Origin of the sequence: Clostridium moutaii, from assembly GCF_041205085.1 — a bacterium.
In the GTDB taxonomy this organism is placed as follows: domain Bacteria; phylum Bacillota; class Clostridia; order Clostridiales; family Clostridiaceae; genus Clostridium_B; species Clostridium_B moutaii.
The window spans coordinates 128,432-149,877 of the sequence record NZ_JBGEWD010000001.1; the positions used below are offsets into that span (position 1 = coordinate 128,432).

Below are 21,446 nucleotides of genomic sequence, written 5' to 3' on the forward strand. Positions count from 1 at the left end.
AAAACATATGGAATCCAGAAAATTTATAAAGAATTTCCGGTAGAAGATGATATTCATCATTTGCTCCATACCACATATACCCCAAGGAGGTAATTATATTGAATACCTTTGTTGTTGCAAATCCTAATAAATGCATTGGATGTAGGTCTTGTGAAATTGCCTGTGCAGTTGCACATTTAGATATTAGTGTGGTTGCTGCAGGATCTGCAGGTGTTCCTTTTTCACCTCGTATCAATCTAGTACGGGCAGAAAAAGCTACCGTGCCGATACAATGCAGGCAATGTGATGATTCACCTTGTGCAACTGTTTGCCCAGTGGGTGCAATTGTTCATCAAGAAAATAAGATTGTTGTAAAAACAGAATTATGTATTGGATGTAAAATATGTATACTTGCTTGCCCATTTGGTGCTATGGATATGGTTCCACAATACAAAAATAGCCATAAACAGACACAGAACTTAAGTGTAATTTCTAAAGAAGGAAATCAGAATAAGGAAGTTATGGCAGCACATAAATGCAATTTGTGCACGGGAAGACCTGAAGGTCCAGCTTGTGTAGAAGTTTGTCCAGCTGATGCCTTCGTCATAGTTAATCCCGAAGTTACAAGTTATAAATGACAGTATTAAAAATAAGCACTGATCCAGTACTTTAGGAGTTGCTAGAAAATAAAATCATATAAAAATGAAATCGGTTTTGGGCAAACGTACCTAGATTTAAGTAAATCGAATCTAGGTACGTTATCGTATAAAGGATTTCTAAGTTTGATACAAATCATAATTAAGATTATAAAGGCGTTATCTTTTAAGAAAAATCGTTATCCAGGGATGTAGTCGCTCTTTACTATCACTTTGAATAAAATAGGAGTATTAGAGCGGGTAGTCATCGGATAAATAAATATATCGGAAAGGTAGGAATAAAATGGAAAAGGATATTATATTGGGAATTATAGAGAGCCACTGCAAAATACAACAGGATAAGAAATGTCTAGCATGTTCTGATACTTATAAAATAGCAGAAAAATTAAAAATAAATGTTTCGGATATAGGAAAGCTATGCAATGAGAATGGAATAAAAATCATAGGTTGTCAGCTTGGTTGCTTTTAAAGCAATAATTGATAGAGAGGTGAGCAAAATAGTGACTAGGAAGCATAATATCCCCAATATGATTTTAATTGGTTCAACTGCTAGAAATAGTGGAAAAACTACTCTTGCTATTTCAATAATAAATAAATATAAATTAATTAGACCAGTGGTAGCACTAAAAGTAACGACCATTCAGGATAAAAATGGAAAATGCATACATGGAGGAGAAGGCTGCGGGGTGTGTTCAAGCTTAAAAGGAAATTTTGAGATAACGGAGGAGTTAAATTTATCCAGCAATAAAGATACTTCTCTATTATTAGCTGCAGGAGCAGAGAATGTTTACTGGTTAAAAACATTGAAGAATAATATATACGAAGGATTTAAAGAATTTATTACCCAAATACCTGAAAATGCTCTTATAGTATGTGAATCAAATAGCTTGCGAAAAGTTGTTAATCCAGGTGTTTTCGTTATGATAAAAAATACCCAAGACAGTCAAATGAGAAAGTCAGCAAGTGAGGTTATAGATCAAGCTGATATAATTATAGAAAATAATTTTAATGATAATTTTGAAAAAGTAATAAAAAAAATAGACAATATAATTAATTGATGAATGTAGTAGTTGCGTAAAAAAATTTGTGTAACTAATTTCTAATGAAATTCTAATCTTTCACTAATTGTCTTCCAATTATTCCCCATTACTATATAGACATAAAGAAAATTCATTATTGAAGAATAGTTATGGTGAGGAATTAAAATGACAATTTCAATTGAACAGATTGATTCATTAAGAAAAAGAGCAAATGTAAATTATAAAAAAGCTAAGGAGGAACTTGAAAAATGTAACGGTGATTTGGTAGAGGCACTTCTATATTTGGAAGAACAGAACAAAATCAAGCCTGGTTATGATTTTTCGTAAAGCAGGCTTAAATTTTCCTCTGTTCGAGAACATCCATAGATTTATATGAAATGAAGTAGAGGACTTTTACAAGTGAACTGTCAGTTAAAAATATACTCCTAATTTTATGAATTTTCCCAAGTTGATAGTAGCCTTAGATTTTTTAATACAATTTACCCAATAGAAAATTTATATCAATGGAGTATATTATATATATTGTGATGTAATCTGTTCAACAAATGCATGACTTCCTACTGTGGCTTCTTCTTCCCCGTTAAAAGCACAAAAAATTATATCTTCATCAAAAGGTTTTTGTTTAGCTTTTTCTTGTAATCCATTGGCTATTTTTATTAAGGCAGATACACCAGAATCATTATCCAAAGCACCTCTAATAAGTTTTCCGTCTACATATCCTAAATGGTCAAAATGGACTGATACTATTCCCTCTGTATTTTGTCAATACTTTTGATACTGATTTATGATAACAGTTTACGCCAGTGGTGGCGGTAGTGGTTCAGCCGCTGTTTATATTTTCCACTGTAAATTTATTACTTTTTATATCATACTTGCAGATAAACCGTTCATTTTTATAACCCACTAACATTATATTATATTTTTCTAGTAAGTCCCACACATGGAAACTATATCTGCTGTCCTCTGCCATGTCCCTTCTATACTGATTCAATAACGACTCATTAATTTTAAAGCTACCTTTTATATATTCATTTAATAACTTTACAATATCTAATTGGTTCTGTAAAACTTTTCTTTATGCTCAAAGACTATTTCATGTATAACAGACCATCTAGTCGTATCTATAATGAAGTCCTCTAATGCACAATAAGGTAACTCCATGTCCAAAGAAAAGAGAGAGCCGATTAAAAAAGTCAGCTCTCTTTCTTTGTTATCATATTTTTAGGGAGTGAAAACACGTTATCTGGTTATACTATATTTATAACTATTTAAAAGGAGGTGGTCTTGTGAACCCAACAAGTACACCCAATAGATTAATAAATGAAAAATCTCCTTATCTGCTTCAACACGCTTACAATCCTGTAAACTGGTATCCCTGGGGTGAAGAAGCTTTTACAAAAGCCAGAGAGGAAGATAAGCCTATATTTCTCAGCATAGGTTATTCCACCTGTCACTGGTGTCACGTATTTTCCAGGGAAAGTTTTGAAGACAAGGATGTATCTGAAATATTAAACAATAATTTTGTTTCCATAAAAGTTGATAGAGAAGAAAGACCTGATATCGACAATGTTTACATGAAAGCCTGTCAGCTTCTTACAGGCAGCGGTGGATGGCCGCTTACAATTATCATGACTTCGGATCAAAAACCCTTTTTTGCGGGAACCTATTTCCCAAAAGATGATATAGGTGAGACTTTAGGTCTGACAAGTATCTTAAAATACCTGTCCACGGCATGGAAAGATAGTAGATCCCAACTTTTACAGGCCGGTAATTCTATAATGAATTCAATAGCTGAATCAAATAAAACTCCTGTAAAAGGACCTTCAAGAGATATACTGGAAAAAGCTTTTTCTGAATTCAAGCATAATTTTGATAATCTATATGGAGGATTTGGTGGTTCTCCAAAGTTTCCCACTCCCCATAATTTACTCTTTCTTCTAAGATATTTCTACATGACTAAAGATGATTTTGCACTTGAAATGGTAGAAAAAACATTGGACTGCATGCAAAAAGGCGGCATATACGATCATATAGGTTATGGATTCAGCCGTTATTCTGTAGATAGAAAATGGCTCGTACCACACTTTGAAAAAATGCTGTATGACAATGCACTTCTTACTATAGCCTATGTAGAAGCTTTTCAGATAACAGGCAACAAGAAATATTCTGAAACTGCAGAGGATATACTGACTTATATTTTAAGAGACATGACTTCAAAAGAAGGTGGATTTTATTCTTCAGAAGATGCAGATTCTGAAGGCGAAGAAGGTAAATTTTATATATGGTCCATGAAAGAAATAAAAGAAGTATTGGGGGAAGAAAATGGAGATAAATTCTGTCATTACTTTAACGTAACACCTTCAGGCAATTTTGATGGTAAAAACATACTTAATTTAATTAACTCTCCTATTCCAGAGGGAGATGTACAATTTATAAAAAGCTGTAGAAAAAAATTGTTTAGTCATAGGGAAAGCAGAGTACATCCACATAAAGATGATAAAATTTTAACTTCCTGGAATGGACTCATGATTGCAGCTATGTCTATAGCCGGGAGAGTTTTAAACAATAAAAAGTACACTATGGCGGCAAAAAATGCAGCCGATTTTATCTTTAAAAAATTAATTGGGAAAAAGGGACGTTTACTGGCACGCTACCGTAAAGGAGAATCTTCTCTTTCCGGCTATTTGGATGATTATGCCTTTCTAATATGGGGATTGATAGAATTATATGAATCAACTTATAATCCGGAATACCTGGAAAAAGCTTTGGATCTAAATGAAGATCTGTTTAAATTTTTTTGGGATGAAAAAAACGGAGGTTTTTTCCTGTACGGCAACGACAGCGAACAATTGATCATAAGGCCAAAAGAAATATACGATGGTGCTCTTCCCTCCGGTAATTCCGCAGCCGCATTAAATCTGCTGAGACTGTCACATTTGACTACGAGCTATGAATTTGAAGATAAAATTCGGCAGTTATTTAAAAATTTTGCTGATGAAGTAAATGGTTTTCCCATGGCATATTCCTTTTTACTATGCGGGCTGTTGTTTTCCAAACATCCCACTAGACAAATTATTGTATCAGTTGGTGATAATACTGAGGATACCAAAAAAGCAGTAGCTATAATAAATAAAAAGTATAATCCATTTTCCATTTCACTTTTATACTCTCATCTAAATGAAAATTTAGTAAATATTATTCCCTCCATTAAGGATTACCTTGCTATTAGAGGAAAAACCACTGTGTATATTTGTGAAAACTTTACCTGTCAAAAACCTATTACAGATATAAATCTGCTGGAAAAGATGTTGTAAATACTTAAAATAATAAAAATATAAAAACCCTGCATATAAAAATATATCACTGCAGGGCTATTGCCCTTGCAATCAATATTCAAAAGTTCCCACATTTTCGCACAGGGATATCTGAAGCTTTTTATCTTTTACTACCTTTTTATAAGAGCATAAAAATTCATTCAACTCTGGATCCTGTAAATTTATTTTTCCCTGACTTTTTAAAATAACTTTTTCCTCATTTATAAATACGATGAGATCATTTAAAGAGCTTTTTATATTATATGTAATCATGGCGACCCTTCCTATGCTCTCCTTATATTTTTCCTGAAAACTCAATGTTTTTCTCAAGGTTTCATAATCAGGGCTTTTATCTAAATGTGGCATCTTAATTCCCATGCTGTTCATCTGTTTTTCTATATCTTCCATATTAAATCCATATCTTTTCATAAGTTCCTTTTGAATGTTAAATAATTTTTCCTGGGATATATTGTTCTTTTCCATATATTCCTGAATATCTTTATAAAAATCTGCCATGGAAAGCTTCCCTTGAGACATATCATAGGAAAGTTCATACACATAATCCTCAAATTTTTCCACATCTTTCTCTCTTGCCTTGTTCTTAATATCATTAAATTTCACAATTCTATCACTCATAAAAATTCCTCCTCATAAAATACTTTAATATATGAACTAAAACCTTTTATATATTAATCTTATCAAAATTCACAATATAATACTATAAATTCACATAAAATATACAACTTGTAATTTAATATTGAAGTGTTTTTTATTTCTAAATCGTTATATTAAATGTAAGGCTAAAAAAGGTGGTGATGATTATTCAAAGGGAACAGTTTGAAAATTACATAAATCAATATGGACGTTTAATCATTACTATCTGCTTATCTTTTACAAAAAATTATTTTGATGCGGAGGATCTAGCACAACAGACATTTTTATCCGCCTATAAAAACATTGAAAAATTTCATGGAGAAAATTTCAAAGCCTGGCTGACCACAATTGCAGCCAACAAATGCAAGGATTATATTAAAAGCCCTGTGAGGAAAGTAGGCACCTTATCCAAGGAAGATTATGAATGCCTAAAGGATCCCCAAAATTCACCAGAAGACATTACCATGAACAAGTATACGGAAAATGACATATATAACCTATGCAATAGATTAAAAGAACCTTATAGAACTGTGGCTGTAAATTATTTTTTCAGAAACATTAAGCTTTCTGACATGGCCAGGGATACAGGTGAAAATTTAAAAACTTTACGAACACGTCTATACAGAGCAAAAAAACTACTCAAAGTCTTATGGAAGGAGAGGTTTTTATGAATAAAATACTATTTGATAAAAATGGACACTTAACGGAGTCAGCATTAAAAGTCCTTAAAGAAAATTCTTTAAAAAATGATGAGTTTTTCTCAATATTAGAGCATATTTCTCACTGTGAAAAATGTTCTGCTAATTTTGCAGACAGCTTTAACAACAATGAACTTGCCAGGATTCCATTAGGTTTTGAGGAGGAAGTAAAAAGTAAGATAACAAGAAAGCAAAAAAATAATACTCAATTTTTCTTTTATTCCCTGAAAGTTTCCATTGCAGCCTGCATGGCGCTTATGATTGTCTTTTCCGGTACATTAAATTTTATTGCAAACACAAGAATAAAAACCATGGAGATTGCCCCCCCAAATTTAAGTATAATAAATTCAATCAATAATGGACTTGGTAATTTTTCCAACAAAATAATCAATATGGAGGTATTTAATAATGAGAATAAAAAGAGGTAATTTTTTAACATTTATTTTTTCCCTTTTACCAGGGGCAGGTCATATGTATATAGGTTTTATGAAGATGGGAATATCATTTATGTCCATGTTTTTCTTTATAATATTTATTTCGACTTGGCTTCACATAGGCCCACTGTTGTTTTTTTTGCCACTGATTTGGTTCTATTCCTTTTTTGACTGCATGAACAAACAGTATCTGCCAGATGAAGAATTTTCACTTTTAGAAGATAATTATTTATTTTCTTTTGACAAACTTATGACCCTAGACAAAGATTTATTTAAAAGGCGCAGATTGTTTGTAGGGATATTGCTGCTTCTACTGGGGATTTATTTAATATGGATTAATATTATGCGCATTCTAGTAAGTTATATTCCAAATGCACTATACAATGTTATAAATAACCTGACAGCAATTGCTCCCCAGATAATTGTAGGAATATCAATAATCATAGTTGGTATAAAGCTTATTGCAGGTAAAAAAAGGGAGAGTGATAGTGATGATAATGCTTAAAAACCGCAGAGTAGGTACGCTTACCGCCGGTATAATATTGGTCATATTTGGAGTACTGTTTTTACTCCGTCTAATATTTCCAAATGTAAATTATCTTATAATAATATCCTTATGGCCCCTTATATTAATTTTTTTAGGCATTGAAATCATTGCAGCCTACATAATAAATGAAGAGGAAAAAATAAAATACGATACCGGTGCAATAATTCTCACAATAATTCTATCATTATTTGCAATGGGTATGGCTGGTGTGGAATTTATGATGGCTCACTATTCACAGTTTAAAATATGATTTTAAACTGTGAATGCAATATATTAAATCCATGAAATCTATTTATTTTCCAACGAAACAATATTATAATAAATACAACAGTTTGTTACTTGGAGGGGTTTTATGGAAATTGTTACTGTAATACTTATAATAATAAATGTGTTGTTAACGTCTATATTAATACTTAAAAGAAATGCCAATACAGATTCAAAAAATATTTCAGATCTATATAGATCCATAAAGGACATTTTTATAAATATAAACTCTACGATAAAGGATGAATTTTCAAGGAACAGACAGGAAACCAGTTCCTCAAGGACTGAAAGTAATATTGAACTTTCCAATACTCTTAAAAATATTTCTGATATACAAAAAAATCAACTTGACAGTTTTTCCAAACAGCTTTTATCCCTTACAAACTCTAATGAAGAAAAGCTCAACAAAATGAGGGAAACAATTGAGACAAGAATTTTAGGACTACAAAATGAAAACAGCAAAAAACTTGATGAGATGAGAAATCTGGTTGATGAAAAACTCAATGAATCTCTTGATAAAAAACTTACAACTTCTTTTTCTTCAATAAGTCAAAGGCTTGAAATTCTCTATAAACAGCTTGGTGAAATAGGAAGTCTTGCAAATGGTGTCAATGATTTGAAAAGAGCTCTTACAAATATAAAAGTAAGGGGAACATTCGGAGAAATTCAGCTGCATTCCATACTTGATGACATTTTAACAAAAGAACAGTATGAAACAAATGTGGCAACCAAAAGTGGGAGTAACGAAAGAGTTGAATTTGCCATTAAAATTCCATCAAAAGATAAAAAAAGCTCATATATATATCTTCCCATAGATTCAAAATTCCCCCAGGAGGATTATCAAAAATTATTAGATGCTGAGGAAGAAGGAAATAAGCTATTGGTGGAACAATCAAAAAAAGCTTTGATTACCAGGATAAAGTCTGAGGCTCAGGATGTAAACAAGAAATATTTGGATCCTCCAAATACAACTGATTTTGGTATTATTTTTCTTCCTACAGAAAGCCTTTATTCGGAAGTGGTGAAGGAAGCCGGTTTAATGGAACAGCTGCAAAAAAATCTTAAGATTATAATAACTGGACCATCTACAATATCAGCTTTTTTAAATAGTCTTCAGATGGGCTTCAGGACCCTGGCAATCGAAAAACGTTCCAGTGAAGTCTGGGAATTACTAGGTGCTGTTAAAACTCAATTTTCAAAATTTGGTGATATTCTTGAAAAAACCCAGAAAAAACTTCAAGAAGCAAGCAATACCATAGAAACAGCTTCAAGGAAATCCAGAACCATAGAAAGAAAATTAAGATCCGTTGAAGAATTGCCCATAGATAAAAGCACCACTATATTAAAAGAAGAAGAATGATTTAAGCTGTTTAATATTACTATTTTATTAACTGTGCAACCCTGTCCTTATCTAAATTTGAGCTTTGAGAATACAGTGCTTCAGTGGCATTTTCAAGAATAATATTGGAATGTTTATACTAGTGGTTTCTTCTAATCTATTATTCTTTTTACCATGTATATTCATTATCTTATTTTTACTAATCACATTTGAAACAAGGTTAATCATTTTCTCTTTTCTCCCTTCCATTTAATTTTATTATCGTGTACTATAAAATAATCCTTAATATTTTAAAGATACCTAATTTTTATTCAAATAAGGATGATATAATATATTATAATAAATTTATTTGTATTAAATGTAGATAATAAAGTATTTTCCCCCTAGCCTTCAATATTAATTTGTCAAACTGAAAGGAGGTCAATATGTATATTTATAATGAAGGAAATGAACAAATCTATTTAAGAGCCTTAAAGGGAGCTGATATAGCAATTTGGGAGTGGAACATGGAAAATAACACATTATTTCTGTCCAATAATTTTACAAATATAATTGAACATACTGGAATAGATTTTAAGGATCTATGGGATTTTATTCAAAAAACTGCTGTTGAACCTGATAAGGTAAGTGCCAAAAATGATCTTGTTTTTTTTATCAATGGAAATACCTCCATATATAAAAGCGAGTTTAGGATTTCAACCAATAATGGGAAAATCAAGTCCATCCTTATTAAAGGAAAGGCCATCAAGAATCCACAGGGTAAGATCAGGTTGATATCCGGATCAATAAATGATATTACTGAAAAAAAATCATTGGAGGAGCATATTAATTATCTGGCATATTATGATTCTTTAACAGGTCTTCCAAATAGATTTTTGTTTGTAAATGATCTCAGGACAGCTTTAATAAATTCTCAGAATGGCTCATTAATATTTATGGATATTGATGACTTCAAACTGGTTAATGATACTTTTGGGCATGATTATGGAGATCTGTTATTGGTAATTTTCTCTCAACTGATAAATTCATGTATAAAAGACCTGGGAAAATTATATCGTTTAAGCGGAGATGAATTTATAATACTCATCAATAAATATAATTCTTACAATAAATTATCAGAATTATGCTATCATATATTTAATTATTTAAAAAAACCATTTGAAGTTAAGGGTGACAAGATATATATAACCATAAGTATGGGTATTACATTATTTCCAGAGGACAGCCATGATATAAATGAATTATACAAATACGCTGATTTAGCACTATACCATTCAAAAATTAATGGTAAAAGCACTTTTACTTTTTTTCAGCATGAAATATTTAATTCATATCGCAGAAAGGTCAATATAGAACAGGAACTTAAAAATGCTGTAAAAAACAATGAATTCCATATGCTATATCAACCACAGGTAGATATCATAAAAAACCAAATAATAGGATTTGAATCTCTATTAAGGTGGCAAAACGCCAAACTTGGATTTGTTTCTCCAGCAGAGTTTATACCCATAGCGGAAATGACAGGAAATATTGTAGAAATAGGTGATTGGGTATTAAATTCCGTATGTAAAACCATTTATGAGATGAAATTAAAAGGTCATGAATTGAAAAAAATATCAGTAAACGTTTCTCCTATTCAACTAAAAAAAGTTGGTTTTGCAGATAAATTTGTAAATATATATAAAAAATATGGCATTTCACCTTCCCAACTTGAAATTGAAATAACAGAAGGTACATTGATTGATTTATTTTCATACAAGATTAAAACAATAAATGAGCTTCTGAAAAAAGGGGTTAAAGTTTCTATAGATGATTTCGGAACCGGCTATTCTTCACTTAATTATTTAACTGTTCTGCCTATAAGTACAATAAAAATAGATAAATCTTTCATTGATAATATCTATCATCAAAAAAATAAAGTTATAATAAATTGCATGGTTAATTTATCAAAATCATTGAACTATGAAATAATTGCTGAGGGAGTAGAAACAAAAGAACAGCTGGATTTGCTCTCTGAAACCGGATGTAATATAATTCAGGGATATTATTTCAGCAAACCACTTACTATAAATGAAGTTGAAAAAACTTTAATGAAAAAAGATGGCTTTGGAGGAGTTTAAATTGGGAAAACCAACAAACAACAATACTCAGGACAGCTTTATAATAAGCAAAAATGCATTTGAAAACTCTAAAAACATAATATTATTGGTTAGTTTAAAAGGTAAAATACTATATGCCAATAAAAAAGCAGTGAAATGTTATGGATATTCAAAAACGGAATTACTATCAATGAGTATATTTGACTTAAGAGCTTCAGATAAAGCAAATTATATAAATGTACAACTTGAAAGAGCAAAAGCTGAAAAAATAGAATTTCAAACTATACATTACAGAAAAAACGGTTCAAGCCTTCCTGTTGAAGTATCCTATATTAAGATTCAGTCAAATTCAAAGATATTATTTTTAACCGTAATAAATGATATTACAATTAGAGCAAAGAAAGAGCAGGAACTAAAAAATAAATATGAAGAACTTTCTTCTATATATGAGGAACTGGCAGCTACAGAAGAGGAACTAAGAACTAATTATGAGGAATTGAGCAAAGCTAAATTACAGGCAGAAAAAGCTAAAATAGAAGCAGAAAGTGCAAACAAAGCCAAAAGTCAATTTCTGGCCAATATGAGCCATGAAATCAGGACTCCATTAAATGGTATTATAGGAGCTATTGAATTACTGGGATTAATGAAGTTAAAAAAGGATGAAAAAGCATATATTGAAATATTGAGGGATTCATCAAAACACCTATTAGATATAATAAACAATATTCTAGATATATCTAAAATAGAATCCGGAAATATCGATCTTTGTATAAAAGTATTTAATTTCAAAAATATGATAGATATATTTATAAGAGAAGTTTCATCTGCCTGCAAAAAGAAAAACATAGAGTTTACTTATTTTATAGATTCACTTATACCTTATAAAATGGCTGGTGATGAATTAAAATTAAAACAGGTATTGATAAATCTATTCAATAATTCGCTTAAATTTACAAATAGGGGTAGAATAATTTTCAGGGTTACACTGATATCCCAGATAAATGAAAAAATAATTCTTAAGTTCTCCATAGAGGATACGGGTATTGGGATCAAGAATGAATTTAAGCAGGAAATTTTCAAGAAATTTTCTCAGCAGGATATATCGTATAACAAGGATTATGCAGGTACCGGTCTTGGACTTTCAATATCAAAAGAACTGGTAAAAATCATGAATGGGGACATATGGTTTGAAAGCACAGAAAATTTTGGAAGCACCTTTTATTTTACATCGGAGTTTTTACTGGATTTTAGTGAACCAGCTAATAAATTTTCTGCTAATTCAGATATAGCTATTACGGTATCACCAGAAAAAATAAATAAAACCATTCTGATAGTTGAAGACAACGATATAAATATGCAGATAACACGTGATATGATAAAAAATTTAAGGTATAGTTATATATGTGCATATACTGGAAAACAAGCACTGGAATTTTTGGGGAATACTGCTGTGGATTTAATACTTATGGATATACAGATGCCAGAATTAAATGGACTTGAAACCACAAGAATAATCAGGAAAAATGAAGTTCATACTAAAAATCACATACCTATAGTGGCAATGACCGCATATAGCATGTCAGGTGACAGAGAAATGTGCATTGGAAATGGTATGGATGACTACATTGCAAAACCTTTTTCAATACACATATTAAAAAACACCATAAAAAAGTTCTTATGATAATAGGAAATAGGTTGCCAAAAGCAGTCTATTCCCTATCCAATATTTTTAGTTTTTGGGTGTAAATACAGCAGATACATTTTCTATTAAATCGCCTTGGCTTTTAGCATTTTTAGGAACATATTCAGCTCTTGCCGTAGATTCACTCCTATTATTTCCAACTTCAATTTGACCTTTCCATATAACCCTGTTTTCCCAGTAGATATTTCCCTCCACAAAATAAAAATATTTTCCTGGCTTTATAGCTTTTCCATTCTTATCCGTACAATCCCAGGTAAGATCAATTACTCCCGGTTTTTGTGTTGCACCACTGACAGAATCCACTTCACTTTTTGAGGCATTTTTCCAATTGGATTTTTTAATCCATTCAGGAAGAGCTTGTTGTCTTTCGGAATATCCTCCTGTAGCTACAAATTTAGTGGCATAAATAGATCTTACGTAATTGCCCTTTTCATCCTCTATCCATACAGCTAACTGGTTGCTGGCCAATTTAGGTATTTTGCTGAGGTTATATTGGATTTTTACAGATCCAGGCCCCTGCTCAGATGTGCCTTTTTTACTATTTGTAGAAGCTTCATTAGTTTGTGAAGTATTTTTTTGTGAATTTATATTATTCTTTGCGCCACATCCACTTAATAATACAAATAATGCTACAACTAAAACCATGATTCTAGATTTATCTTTTCTCATTTCAAATCCACCTCTTACAATAATATAACTTTACATCAATATTTTATCACATTTGTTCAAACTTAAACATAATACCTACTGTATATCATAAAGACTATCTTTATATTTACCGCTTAAATTTATTATATAAGCACCTGGTATGTGGTCCTCTATAATAATCCTGGCAAAATTACACCAGCTAGAACACTCATCAAGTATTATGGAATCACTTGTTATTATCCCCTCTTTTTTATATAAAAAAGAATCCACTGCATCCATAAGGTTTACTTCTACATAAGTATTCCAATTTATGGAATGTTCCAATATGAACTTTTTTAATCTCCCCGAATTTGATACACCTCTGTCAAGTAAAAAGTTAGCACTGCAAACATGAATGTCATCAAGTTCTTTTCCTATTGCATCTAATGCATACTGAGTTTTATCAATAATGCCATAAGTGCCTCTAAGTCCTGCTAAGTCCCTAAAAGCACCATCATTACACAGTATTACAGGTGCTCCTGAAAGTGCCGTCTCCAATGTAATAATCAAATTAAACCCATCTATATACAAAGAGTTGTTTTTTAATGAATCCGGACAGATACACTTTTCTTTTCTTATTTTGATTTTTTTATCCGATGCAGTTGAACGCCTGAGGGCATCTCTCTGTCTGGAAGAAAACTGATAATGATTTCCCACCATTTCTAAAACAGAACGCCCGTTATAACCTCTGTCAAGAAGCCATTTTATTTCTTGTTGAGCTTTTTGAAGCTTTAAAACAGCCTCTTTTGAAAACCATCTGCCATCTTGCGGATCAATTCCCCTGTTGACTATCTTTAATTTTTTACACATTATTATATCCCCTACAATGAACATAGACATGATTCATCAATATCTATTTTACCCTATTTATTAAGGTGAATGTGTTTAATTTTAATATTATTCTATCTTATTTTCCTCAAAGGCATGTTATAATTAAAAAGTGTATTTTTATAAAAGATTATGAAAAGTACTATTTTCCTGTTGTAGAAAATAATTGAAAAAATAAATATTTGGTAGTATACTGTATGTATTTAATGAAATCGATTTCTACAGTATGAAAATGCAAGCTGAAATTTTTTGAGTTTTGCTAAATCAACATAAAGTACTTTTTAAACTTAACAAGATGGGAGAGGCGCTATGAAAGATAGATAACTAGTATTTTTTATTATGAGATTCTTAAAAGTATAAAGATAAGGGGGGCTATAAATGTCTGACAATAAAAATCAAAATAGTCTTGCTAAAAAAGTTACAGATGAAAAGACAAAAAAAAGTATATTATGGGGTGCCACATTTTTTACTGCAACAACATCAACAGTTGGTGCTGGATTTCTAACCCAGACAGCTCAATTTGCTCAAGATTATAAATTGTCACTTATTTTAGTAATTATCATGGTGTTTGCCATAAATATTTTCACACAAATTAACGTGTGGCGTATACTATGTGTTTCAAAGTTAAAAGCACAAGACATTGCAAATAAAATTGTACCTGGTCTGGGATATCTAATTTCCTTCCTAATATTATTAGGAGCCATAGCCTTCAATATAGGCAACATTGGCGGCACAGCCCTGGGATTCAGCATCTTGTTTGGAATTAATTTTAAAGCAGGATATTATCTAGCCGGTATTGCAGCTATAGTTATATTTTTATCTAAAAATATAGGTAGAGCATTAGATCAATTTTCTAAAGTAATAGGTATCATCATGATATTCGTTATTTTCTATATGACTATAGTAGTTCTCCATGGTAATGCAACAAGTACCACATTGACTTTGAATTACGGAACTGTATTTCCAAAGAATCCATCCACTTTGTTGTTTCCAACTATCACTTTAATGGGAGGAACAATAGGAGGTTTTATCTTATTCTCCGGAATGCATCGTTTGATAGATGCAGGAATTGATGGCGAAGAAAATCTAAAGGGAGTTGAAGGATCTGCCATTTCTACAGTAGCCATTACAACAGTTATCAGAATTATGCTGTTTCTAGTTACTTTAGGTGTGGTGGCCAGAGGTATAAAACTTGACCCAAGCAATCCGGCAGCATCAGCTTTTAAATATGGCGCTGGAAATCTGGGGTATATGTTTTTTGGAGTGGCTATTTTGTGTGCGGCAGTTACATCAGTTGTAGGAGCTTCTTATACCACAATTTCTTTTTTTAAAACACTGAATCCTTTTGTAAATAAGCATGAAAGAATACTTACAAGTATTATAATTGCTATTTCCACATTTATAATGACCATATTAGGTAAACCTGCTAAATTACTCATAGTTGCAGGATCCTTGAACGGTCTGATCATTCCCATAATGCTTATTATGATTCTGATAGCATCCAGAAGAAGGGATATTGTAGGGGATTATAAGCATCCAAAATGGCTATTTGTAGTTGGTATTGTTATAGTTGTAATTACCTCTTATGCAGGTATAGAATCATTAACTAACATTAAGGCACTATTTATGTAAATATAAAGTATACAAGCTTCAAGCTGCTAGGTTTATTCTAGTTGTAAAAGCTATTCAGAATAAAAAATATTGAAAACAATATTTTAATGGTATATAATTGCTTGCTAAAGACAAAATGATTTAAAAAATATTATTAATATAAGGAGAGGTGCGTCAAGATATGAAATGTGAGACTAATGGGTTAAAGGGAATACCTGACTTGAATATGAAATGTGATGATAATGCATTAAGAGGAGTAATTGATATGCATATTCACACATTTCCCGACATTAAGGAAAGACGTTTAGATGATATAGAGCTTGCAAAAGAAGCAAAAAGAGTAGGGGTACAAGCTATCGTAATAAAATCTCATGTTGTACCTACTATGGACAGGGCAGCAATTGCAGAAAAAGCAGTACCAGGAGTCCATGTATTTGGCGGCATTACTTTAAATACACAGGTAGGAGGATTGAATCCTGCAGCAGTCCAAAACGCTATTTCAATGAATGCAAAAATTATATGGCTGCCTACAGAATTTTCGGCAAACGACAGAAAACAAAAGGGAAAATCAGATGGCATCGAGGTATTAGAAAATGGAACAGTTGTACCGGAACTTATTGAGATTTTAAAAATGATAGCAGAAAAGGATGTAATCATGGCCACTGCACATCTATCACCCTATGAGACAAGAGTAGTGGTAGAGAAAGCAAAGGAATTAGGAGTTAAAAAAATTGTTGTCACTCATCCAGAATGGCCTTCAGTAAATATGGGTTTAGATGACCAGAAAGCCCTGTCCAAATATGGTGTATATTTTGAAAGATGTTACGCAAGAGTAGTCAATGGAAAATGGGTAAAAAATTTAACAATGAATTTAAAAGCTATTGAAGCCATTGGCTATGAATCTACAATTGTATCAACAGATGCAGGACAAGTTGAGAATCCACTATGGAGTGAAGAACTGCTTGATTATATATTGTTCTTACATAAATCCGGCTTATCTGATAAAGCTATTGATAAAATGACAAAAGAATATCCTTCAAAATTATTGGGTCTTTAATAATTATAATTGGAATGAGTATAGATTTGTATAAAAATCTATACTCATTTTCATTATTTGAGTTAATGTAAATCAACATATTTTTTAACTTATAGTAAATTGACTTAATTGTCACTCATAATACAATATCATGGATCATATATTAGTTGAGGAGATGATTATATTGGAATCAACTGTTATATTAATTATAATATTAGCAGCTGCAGTTATTGGGAAAGCCAATTCTGTAGCCACAGCTACCTGTATACTTTTACTTTTAAAACTTTTAAATATTGATAAATATATATTCCCATCACTAGAAGAAAACGGTGTTTTTTGGGGAATAGTCATACTTGTCGCTTCTATCTTAATTCCAATAGCAAATGGGAATGTAAAATACATAAATATTAAAAGCGTATTTACATCATGGCTTGGAATATTTGCTCTTGCAGTATCCCTTTTCACCACCTATTTAAGCGGTCTAGGGATGCAATATCTGACTGTACAAGGTCACAGTGAAGTCATGCCAGCTTTAATATTAGGTGCAATAATTGCAGCGGCATTCTTAGGGGGAGTTCCCGTAGGTCCACTGATAACCTCTGGAATAATTGCATTGGGATTAAAAATTTTTCACAAAACTTAAATGTAAAAGTCCACTTCTTCAGCATCAACGTTTCCTAACATAACTTTCTGTGCCAGATCTCTCATTTTTAAAAGTTTAGACTCCATAATATGATATAATTATCTTGAGGTGAGTATAATGGATGAATCAAAGGTTCCAAACCATATATATCAAATGTCCACAATAAATGCATTGGTTTCAGGGTTGTATGATGGATGCATCTCATTAAATAAACTTCTTCAAAAGGGCAACTTTGGAATAGGTACTTTTAAGGGCTTAGATGGCGAATTGACTCTATTAAATGGTGATTTTTATAGAACCAGACCCGACGGAAGTGTTTATAAATGTATAAAAAATGTATCCGTTCCATTTGCTGTGGTTACTGAATTTGAAAAATATGACATATGCAATATAAAAGATTGTAACTGCTATGATGATATAAAGAAAAAACTTGATAACCTTATAGAAAGTAAAAATATATTTTATGCTTTTTATATGAAGGGTACATTTAAACATATGAAAACAAAAACCGTAGTAAAGCAAGAATTGCCCTATAAACCTATGGTGGATGCTATTAAAGATCAACATGTTTTTGAATATAAAGACATTGAAGGAGATGTAGTTGGGTTTAGATGTCCCTCATTTGTTGAAGGACTCAATGTACCTGGATATCATTTTCATTTTATAAGCAGGGATAAAAGGGTAGGCGGACATATAAGTGATTTTTCAATCAAAAATGCAGATATTCTTATACAAAAATGTTCCTGCTTCAGAATGGAACTTCCAGATAATAAATACTTTTACAACATGGATATTACAGATAGAAACAGTGAAATAAAAAAAGTGGAGAAATAGAATAAATGGGGTCTGACCCCCCTCATCCCCCATTTAGACTTAATAGGAGAAATGGTATCTGACCCCACAACACACTTAAGCTACATTAAATTTTTTAACGGAATCTGACATACCTTTTGTCATATTACTTAATTTATCAGCAGAAGATGAAATTTCCTCTGTAGATGCACTCATCTCTTCAGAAGTAGCTGATATCTCTTGTGTTGAAGCTGATATCTGTTCTGCCACAGATGATGCACTTTCAAGCTTTTCAACTATCTTATTTTTTTCACTGTCAATTTTAGAAGCTGAATTATGCACTTCATTCACTTTAGAATTTACAGTCTTGACAGCCTTGGCGATATCTCTAAAAGCTTCAATAGAAACTCCAACGGCATCTATTTGTTTACTTAATTCCTCATTCATCAGTCCTGTAGATTGTACCATCAATTTTGTATCACCAGATATGTTTCCTATTAAAATGCTTATATTTTTAGCAGATTTTTTAGATTGTTCGGCCAATTCTCCTATTTCATTTGCAACTACAGCAAAACCTTTCCCTGCCTCTCCAACTCTGGCAGATTCTATTGAGGCATTTAAAGCCAGAAGGTTGGTCTGATCCGCTATGTCGTTTATAATATCTATAATACTGTTTATCTGTTTTATACCCTTATCCAAATTATTAATCTTTTTCAAAAAATCTTTAAATGAACTACTGACATCGTTAATTGAACCTTTTACAATTTTCATCTTATCATTACTATTCACAGACATTCCATTTATATCTCCAATATTTTTATACACTTCCTGTATGGATTCCACAATATTTTCAATTTCCACTGCAAAATCATTTACTATTGAATTGATTTTTACCAAATCCTCTGCTTGAGATTCAGCTCCCTTAGCTACCTCCTGTATGGAGTCTGCTACATTTTGTGAAGAAGATGCCATTTCCTCTGAAACTGAAGATAAATTGATGGATTGTTCTTCTACATCTGTAGAATTATTTTTCACATTTTTAATTATATCAGATAAATTTTGAATCATCTTGTTAAAACCAATACTTAACTTTCCTATTTCATCATTTCTTGATATGTCCGACCTTACAGTAATGTCCCCTTCGGATGCCTTATCCATTAAAGCCAGTAATTTTCCAAGAGGCACAGTAATGCTTGAAGAAAACTTTAATCCAATTAAAATAGCCAGCAATACTGTAATTACTCCAATTATACAGTTTATAAATAAAATATTTCTCGTGTCTTCATTAACCTCACTCATACTCTGTGACGTAGCTAAGATCCATCTGACACCTGGTATTACAACATATCCTGATAATCTTTCATCTCCATTATATTTATATAGTTGCACATCACTTTCAACATTTTGCCCATTTTTTATTTTATCAGCCACCTGCTTTATGATACTGTTCTCCACCGGTTTTAATATTTTATTTTTATCCGGATGAGACAACATTATACCCTTATTGTCCACCATATAGACATATCCTGTAGAACCAAATTTTATCTTAGATAGACTTTTAGTAAAAAAGTCAGTATAAACAGTGTCACCCACAACAGCTATAACCTTTCCATTTTCATCTTTTACCGGAGCTGTAAAAACAACCACAGGTTTTTTATTTATTTTTGAAAGTATAGTATCACTTACATATTCTTTACCTGACATTGCCTCTTTAAAATAGTCTCTATTGCTCAAATCCACTTTTATATTGTCTGGATTGCTATCACAAATCACTATACCATCAGGATCAATTAAAGAAAGGTGTTCATGATTTTGAAGCCGTTTAAATTTTTTTTCCAATATTAAATCAGCAGGACTTTTATCATAACCATAAGCATTCAGAAAATCCTGACGGCTTCCCTGCTGTCTTTCTTTAGCCGCATCTATAATCTCATTCTCCTGTGACAGCATATATACCTGATCTTGTTCATTTTTTACAATATCACTTATATGATTTGAAACCAGACTTGCACTTATGGACATATTACTCTTGCTTTTTTTTAGCATTGATCTGGAATTCCAAAAATAAACTGCTGAACTTATAATAACTACTGGAATGATTACTATAAGCAGTATAAACAACGGCATCTTTTTTCTAATATCCATATTACTACCCCCGTCTTTCCATGACTTAGATTAAATTATTTACTACAAATTTTACGATGAAAATAGATCTTGAGCCAATATTTTTTACTTAAATCAAACAGACTGTTGATATTTTTTCACGTAATATTAATTATAATTTTTATTAATGGTGCTTGAAAAATTTAGTCACATCACCCCTATCTTTACAATTTAATTTATTATCGTATAATAATGGACAATCTTTAAAGGACTTAAGTTCAGAAAATTTCACAATTCTTCAACTCAAGTCCTTGCAGAAGTTATTTTTTTAATATTTTTTTACTGTTTTTTCATGTGAATTTACATCCCTAGGGCAATTTTCTACTTCAAAAGCTTAGTTTCCTCTATCTGCTTTCTAGTTTCTTCAATACCCTGTTCCAGTGTATACTTAGGTTCCCATCCAATGAGCCTTTTAGCTTTAGAATAATCACATTTAAGTTTCATAATTTCACTTTGATGAATGCGCTTTACATGATTTATTTTAACCTTATTATTGCTTATAATATCTGCAAGTTCATTTATAGTAACATCTCTTCCTGTACCTGCATTTACTATTTGTGATGACTGCAGCTGTGCTCATGTTCACCGCAGTCATGACTGTTATCATGATGGTGATTGCACTCTATATTAGGATTGTAATTGAGCTTTCCTGCAATATAATCTTTTACAGCTTTATCTGCACTACCAGCAACCCCACCAAAAAGTTGAATACCGTTTTCAACAAGAGCATTTTTGGCACCGCCGCCGATGCCTCCGCAGATCAATATGGAAACTTTTAGAGATTTAAGTATAGTTACTAATGCACCGTGTCCTCTGCCGTCTGTAGAAACAGTTCTGCTGTCAACAATTTCATTGTTGGTCACCTCGTAAATTTTCAATACTTTAGTATGACCGAAATGTTGAAATACCTGTCCGTTTTCATAAGGTACTGAAATAATCATGGTTTTTCTCCTCCTATAT

General features: G+C 31.6%; 24 protein-coding genes and 1 pseudogene. 17 read left to right on the plus strand and 8 right to left on the minus strand.

What is annotated here, in order from left to right; all coding sequences use genetic code 11:
• The first annotated feature begins 21 nt into the window (after positions 1-21).
• From AB8U03_RS00755 to AB8U03_RS00775, 5 genes are all read left to right on the plus strand, one after another.
• Complete coding sequence (locus tag AB8U03_RS00755; protein ID WP_369702999.1) at positions 22-93, plus strand: iron hydrogenase small subunit; 72 nt, start codon at positions 22-24, stop codon at positions 91-93.
• A gap of 5 nt (positions 94-98) precedes the next feature.
• Positions 99-617, plus strand: coding sequence for a 4Fe-4S dicluster domain-containing protein (locus tag AB8U03_RS00760; protein WP_369702633.1), 519 nt, complete (start codon positions 99-101; stop codon positions 615-617).
• Positions 618-918: 301 nt separating this feature from the next.
• Positions 919-1,104: a hypothetical protein gene (locus tag AB8U03_RS00765; RefSeq protein ID WP_369702634.1), complete on the plus strand. Its 186-nt coding sequence runs from the start codon at positions 919-921 to the stop codon at positions 1,102-1,104.
• A gap of 58 nt (positions 1,105-1,162) precedes the next feature.
• The gene (locus tag AB8U03_RS00770) at positions 1,163-1,693 is read left to right on the plus strand and encodes a hypothetical protein (protein WP_369703000.1); all 531 of its coding nucleotides are present in this window, start codon (positions 1,163-1,165) and stop codon (positions 1,691-1,693) included.
• Positions 1,694-1,840: 147 nt separating this feature from the next.
• The gene (locus AB8U03_RS00775) at positions 1,841-2,002 is read left to right on the plus strand and encodes a UBA domain-containing protein (RefSeq protein WP_369702635.1); all 162 of its coding nucleotides are present in this window, start codon (positions 1,841-1,843) and stop codon (positions 2,000-2,002) included.
• A 186-nt stretch (positions 2,003-2,188) separates the two neighbouring features.
• Here the strand turns inward: AB8U03_RS00775 and AB8U03_RS00780 are convergent, their stop codons facing one another.
• Positions 2,189-2,422: a M28 family peptidase gene (locus AB8U03_RS00780; RefSeq protein ID WP_369703001.1), complete on the minus strand. Its 234-nt coding sequence runs from the start codon at positions 2,420-2,422 to the stop codon at positions 2,189-2,191.
• Between the two features lie 539 nt (positions 2,423-2,961).
• Between AB8U03_RS00780 and AB8U03_RS00785 the strand changes: the two genes are divergently transcribed.
• Positions 2,962-4,989 carry a thioredoxin domain-containing protein gene (locus AB8U03_RS00785; protein WP_369702636.1) on the plus strand — a complete coding sequence of 676 codons (2,028 nt, stop codon included), beginning with the start codon at positions 2,962-2,964 and terminating at the stop codon, positions 4,987-4,989.
• Between the two features lie 72 nt (positions 4,990-5,061).
• Here AB8U03_RS00785 and AB8U03_RS00790 read toward each other — a convergent pair whose 3' ends face one another.
• Entirely contained in the window at positions 5,062-5,625 is a 564-nt protein-coding gene (locus tag AB8U03_RS00790; RefSeq protein ID WP_369702637.1) for a DUF3867 domain-containing protein, read from the minus strand.
• A 176-nt stretch (positions 5,626-5,801) separates the two neighbouring features.
• Between AB8U03_RS00790 and AB8U03_RS00795 the strand changes: the two genes are divergently transcribed.
• The 5 genes from AB8U03_RS00795 (at position 5,802) to AB8U03_RS00815 (ending at position 8,946) form a co-directional block, all read left to right on the plus strand.
• Positions 5,802-6,314: an RNA polymerase sigma factor gene (locus AB8U03_RS00795; protein ID WP_369703002.1), complete on the plus strand. Its 513-nt coding sequence runs from the start codon at positions 5,802-5,804 to the stop codon at positions 6,312-6,314.
• Positions 6,311-6,769, plus strand: a complete 459-nt coding sequence (locus AB8U03_RS00800; RefSeq protein WP_369702638.1) for a hypothetical protein — start codon at positions 6,311-6,313, stop codon at positions 6,767-6,769. Before AB8U03_RS00795 ends, AB8U03_RS00800 begins: the two co-directional genes overlap by 4 nt.
• Complete coding sequence (locus tag AB8U03_RS00805) at positions 6,750-7,280, plus strand: hypothetical protein (RefSeq protein ID WP_369702639.1); 531 nt, start codon at positions 6,750-6,752, stop codon at positions 7,278-7,280. Before AB8U03_RS00800 ends, AB8U03_RS00805 begins: the two co-directional genes overlap by 20 nt.
• Complete coding sequence (locus AB8U03_RS00810; RefSeq protein WP_369703003.1) at positions 7,273-7,572, plus strand: LiaF transmembrane domain-containing protein; 300 nt, start codon at positions 7,273-7,275, stop codon at positions 7,570-7,572. Before AB8U03_RS00805 ends, AB8U03_RS00810 begins: the two co-directional genes overlap by 8 nt.
• Before the next feature lie 102 nt (positions 7,573-7,674).
• Positions 7,675-8,946 (plus strand): DNA recombination protein RmuC, encoded by a 1,272-nt coding sequence (locus AB8U03_RS00815; RefSeq protein ID WP_369702640.1) that lies wholly within the window; start codon positions 7,675-7,677, stop codon positions 8,944-8,946.
• Between the two features lie 51 nt (positions 8,947-8,997).
• On the opposite strand, the gene AB8U03_RS00820 is transcribed toward AB8U03_RS00815, so the two are convergent.
• Positions 8,998-9,153, minus strand: coding sequence for a hypothetical protein (locus tag AB8U03_RS00820; protein ID WP_369702641.1), 156 nt, complete (start codon positions 9,151-9,153; stop codon positions 8,998-9,000).
• 197 nt (positions 9,154-9,350) lie between these two features.
• On the opposite strand from AB8U03_RS00820, the gene AB8U03_RS00825 reads away from it, so the two are divergent.
• A complete protein-coding gene (locus AB8U03_RS00825) occupies positions 9,351-11,045 on the plus strand; it encodes a sensor domain-containing protein (protein WP_369702642.1) in 1,695 nt (564 codons plus the stop codon).
• Positions 11,026-12,705 carry a response regulator gene (locus AB8U03_RS00830; RefSeq protein WP_455423793.1) on the plus strand — a complete coding sequence of 560 codons (1,680 nt, stop codon included), beginning with the start codon at positions 11,026-11,028 and terminating at the stop codon, positions 12,703-12,705. Before AB8U03_RS00825 ends, AB8U03_RS00830 begins: the two co-directional genes overlap by 20 nt.
• Before the next feature lie 48 nt (positions 12,706-12,753).
• Here the strand turns inward: AB8U03_RS00830 and AB8U03_RS00835 are convergent, their stop codons facing one another.
• On the minus strand, positions 12,754-13,395 hold the full coding sequence (locus tag AB8U03_RS00835) for a DUF2271 domain-containing protein (RefSeq protein ID WP_369702644.1): 642 nt from the start codon (positions 13,393-13,395) through the stop codon (positions 12,754-12,756).
• 75 nt (positions 13,396-13,470) lie between these two features.
• Positions 13,471-14,223, minus strand: coding sequence for a DUF434 domain-containing protein (locus tag AB8U03_RS00840; RefSeq protein WP_369702645.1), 753 nt, complete (start codon positions 14,221-14,223; stop codon positions 13,471-13,473).
• A 396-nt stretch (positions 14,224-14,619) separates the two neighbouring features.
• On the opposite strand from AB8U03_RS00840, the gene AB8U03_RS00845 reads away from it, so the two are divergent.
• From AB8U03_RS00845 to budA, 4 genes are all read left to right on the plus strand, one after another.
• Complete coding sequence (locus AB8U03_RS00845; protein WP_369702646.1) at positions 14,620-15,873, plus strand: NRAMP family divalent metal transporter; 1,254 nt, start codon at positions 14,620-14,622, stop codon at positions 15,871-15,873.
• Positions 15,874-16,033: 160 nt separating this feature from the next.
• Positions 16,034-16,909, plus strand: coding sequence for a DUF6282 family protein (locus AB8U03_RS00850; protein WP_369702647.1), 876 nt, complete (start codon positions 16,034-16,036; stop codon positions 16,907-16,909).
• Between the two features lie 163 nt (positions 16,910-17,072).
• A complete protein-coding gene (locus AB8U03_RS00855; RefSeq protein ID WP_369702648.1) occupies positions 17,073-17,531 on the plus strand; it encodes a DUF441 domain-containing protein in 459 nt (152 codons plus the stop codon).
• Positions 17,532-17,648: 117 nt separating this feature from the next.
• Entirely contained in the window at positions 17,649-18,365 is a 717-nt protein-coding gene (budA, locus tag AB8U03_RS00860; protein WP_369702649.1) for an acetolactate decarboxylase, read from the plus strand.
• 75 nt (positions 18,366-18,440) lie between these two features.
• Here the strand turns inward: budA and AB8U03_RS00865 are convergent, their stop codons facing one another.
• The 3 genes and pseudogenes from AB8U03_RS00865 to AB8U03_RS00875 form a co-directional block, all read right to left on the minus strand.
• The gene (locus AB8U03_RS00865) at positions 18,441-20,468 is read right to left on the minus strand and encodes a methyl-accepting chemotaxis protein (RefSeq protein ID WP_369702650.1); all 2,028 of its coding nucleotides are present in this window, start codon (positions 20,466-20,468) and stop codon (positions 18,441-18,443) included.
• A 339-nt stretch (positions 20,469-20,807) separates the two neighbouring features.
• A pseudogene (locus AB8U03_RS00870) lies at positions 20,808-21,050 on the minus strand (GDP-mannose 4,6-dehydratase); the annotation flags it as partial.
• Positions 21,038-21,427 carry a NifB/NifX family molybdenum-iron cluster-binding protein gene (locus AB8U03_RS00875; RefSeq protein ID WP_369702651.1) on the minus strand — a complete coding sequence of 130 codons (390 nt, stop codon included), beginning with the start codon at positions 21,425-21,427 and terminating at the stop codon, positions 21,038-21,040. The gene AB8U03_RS00875 and the pseudogene AB8U03_RS00870, both read right to left, overlap by 13 nt.
• Between the last annotated feature and the right edge of the window lie 19 nt (positions 21,428-21,446).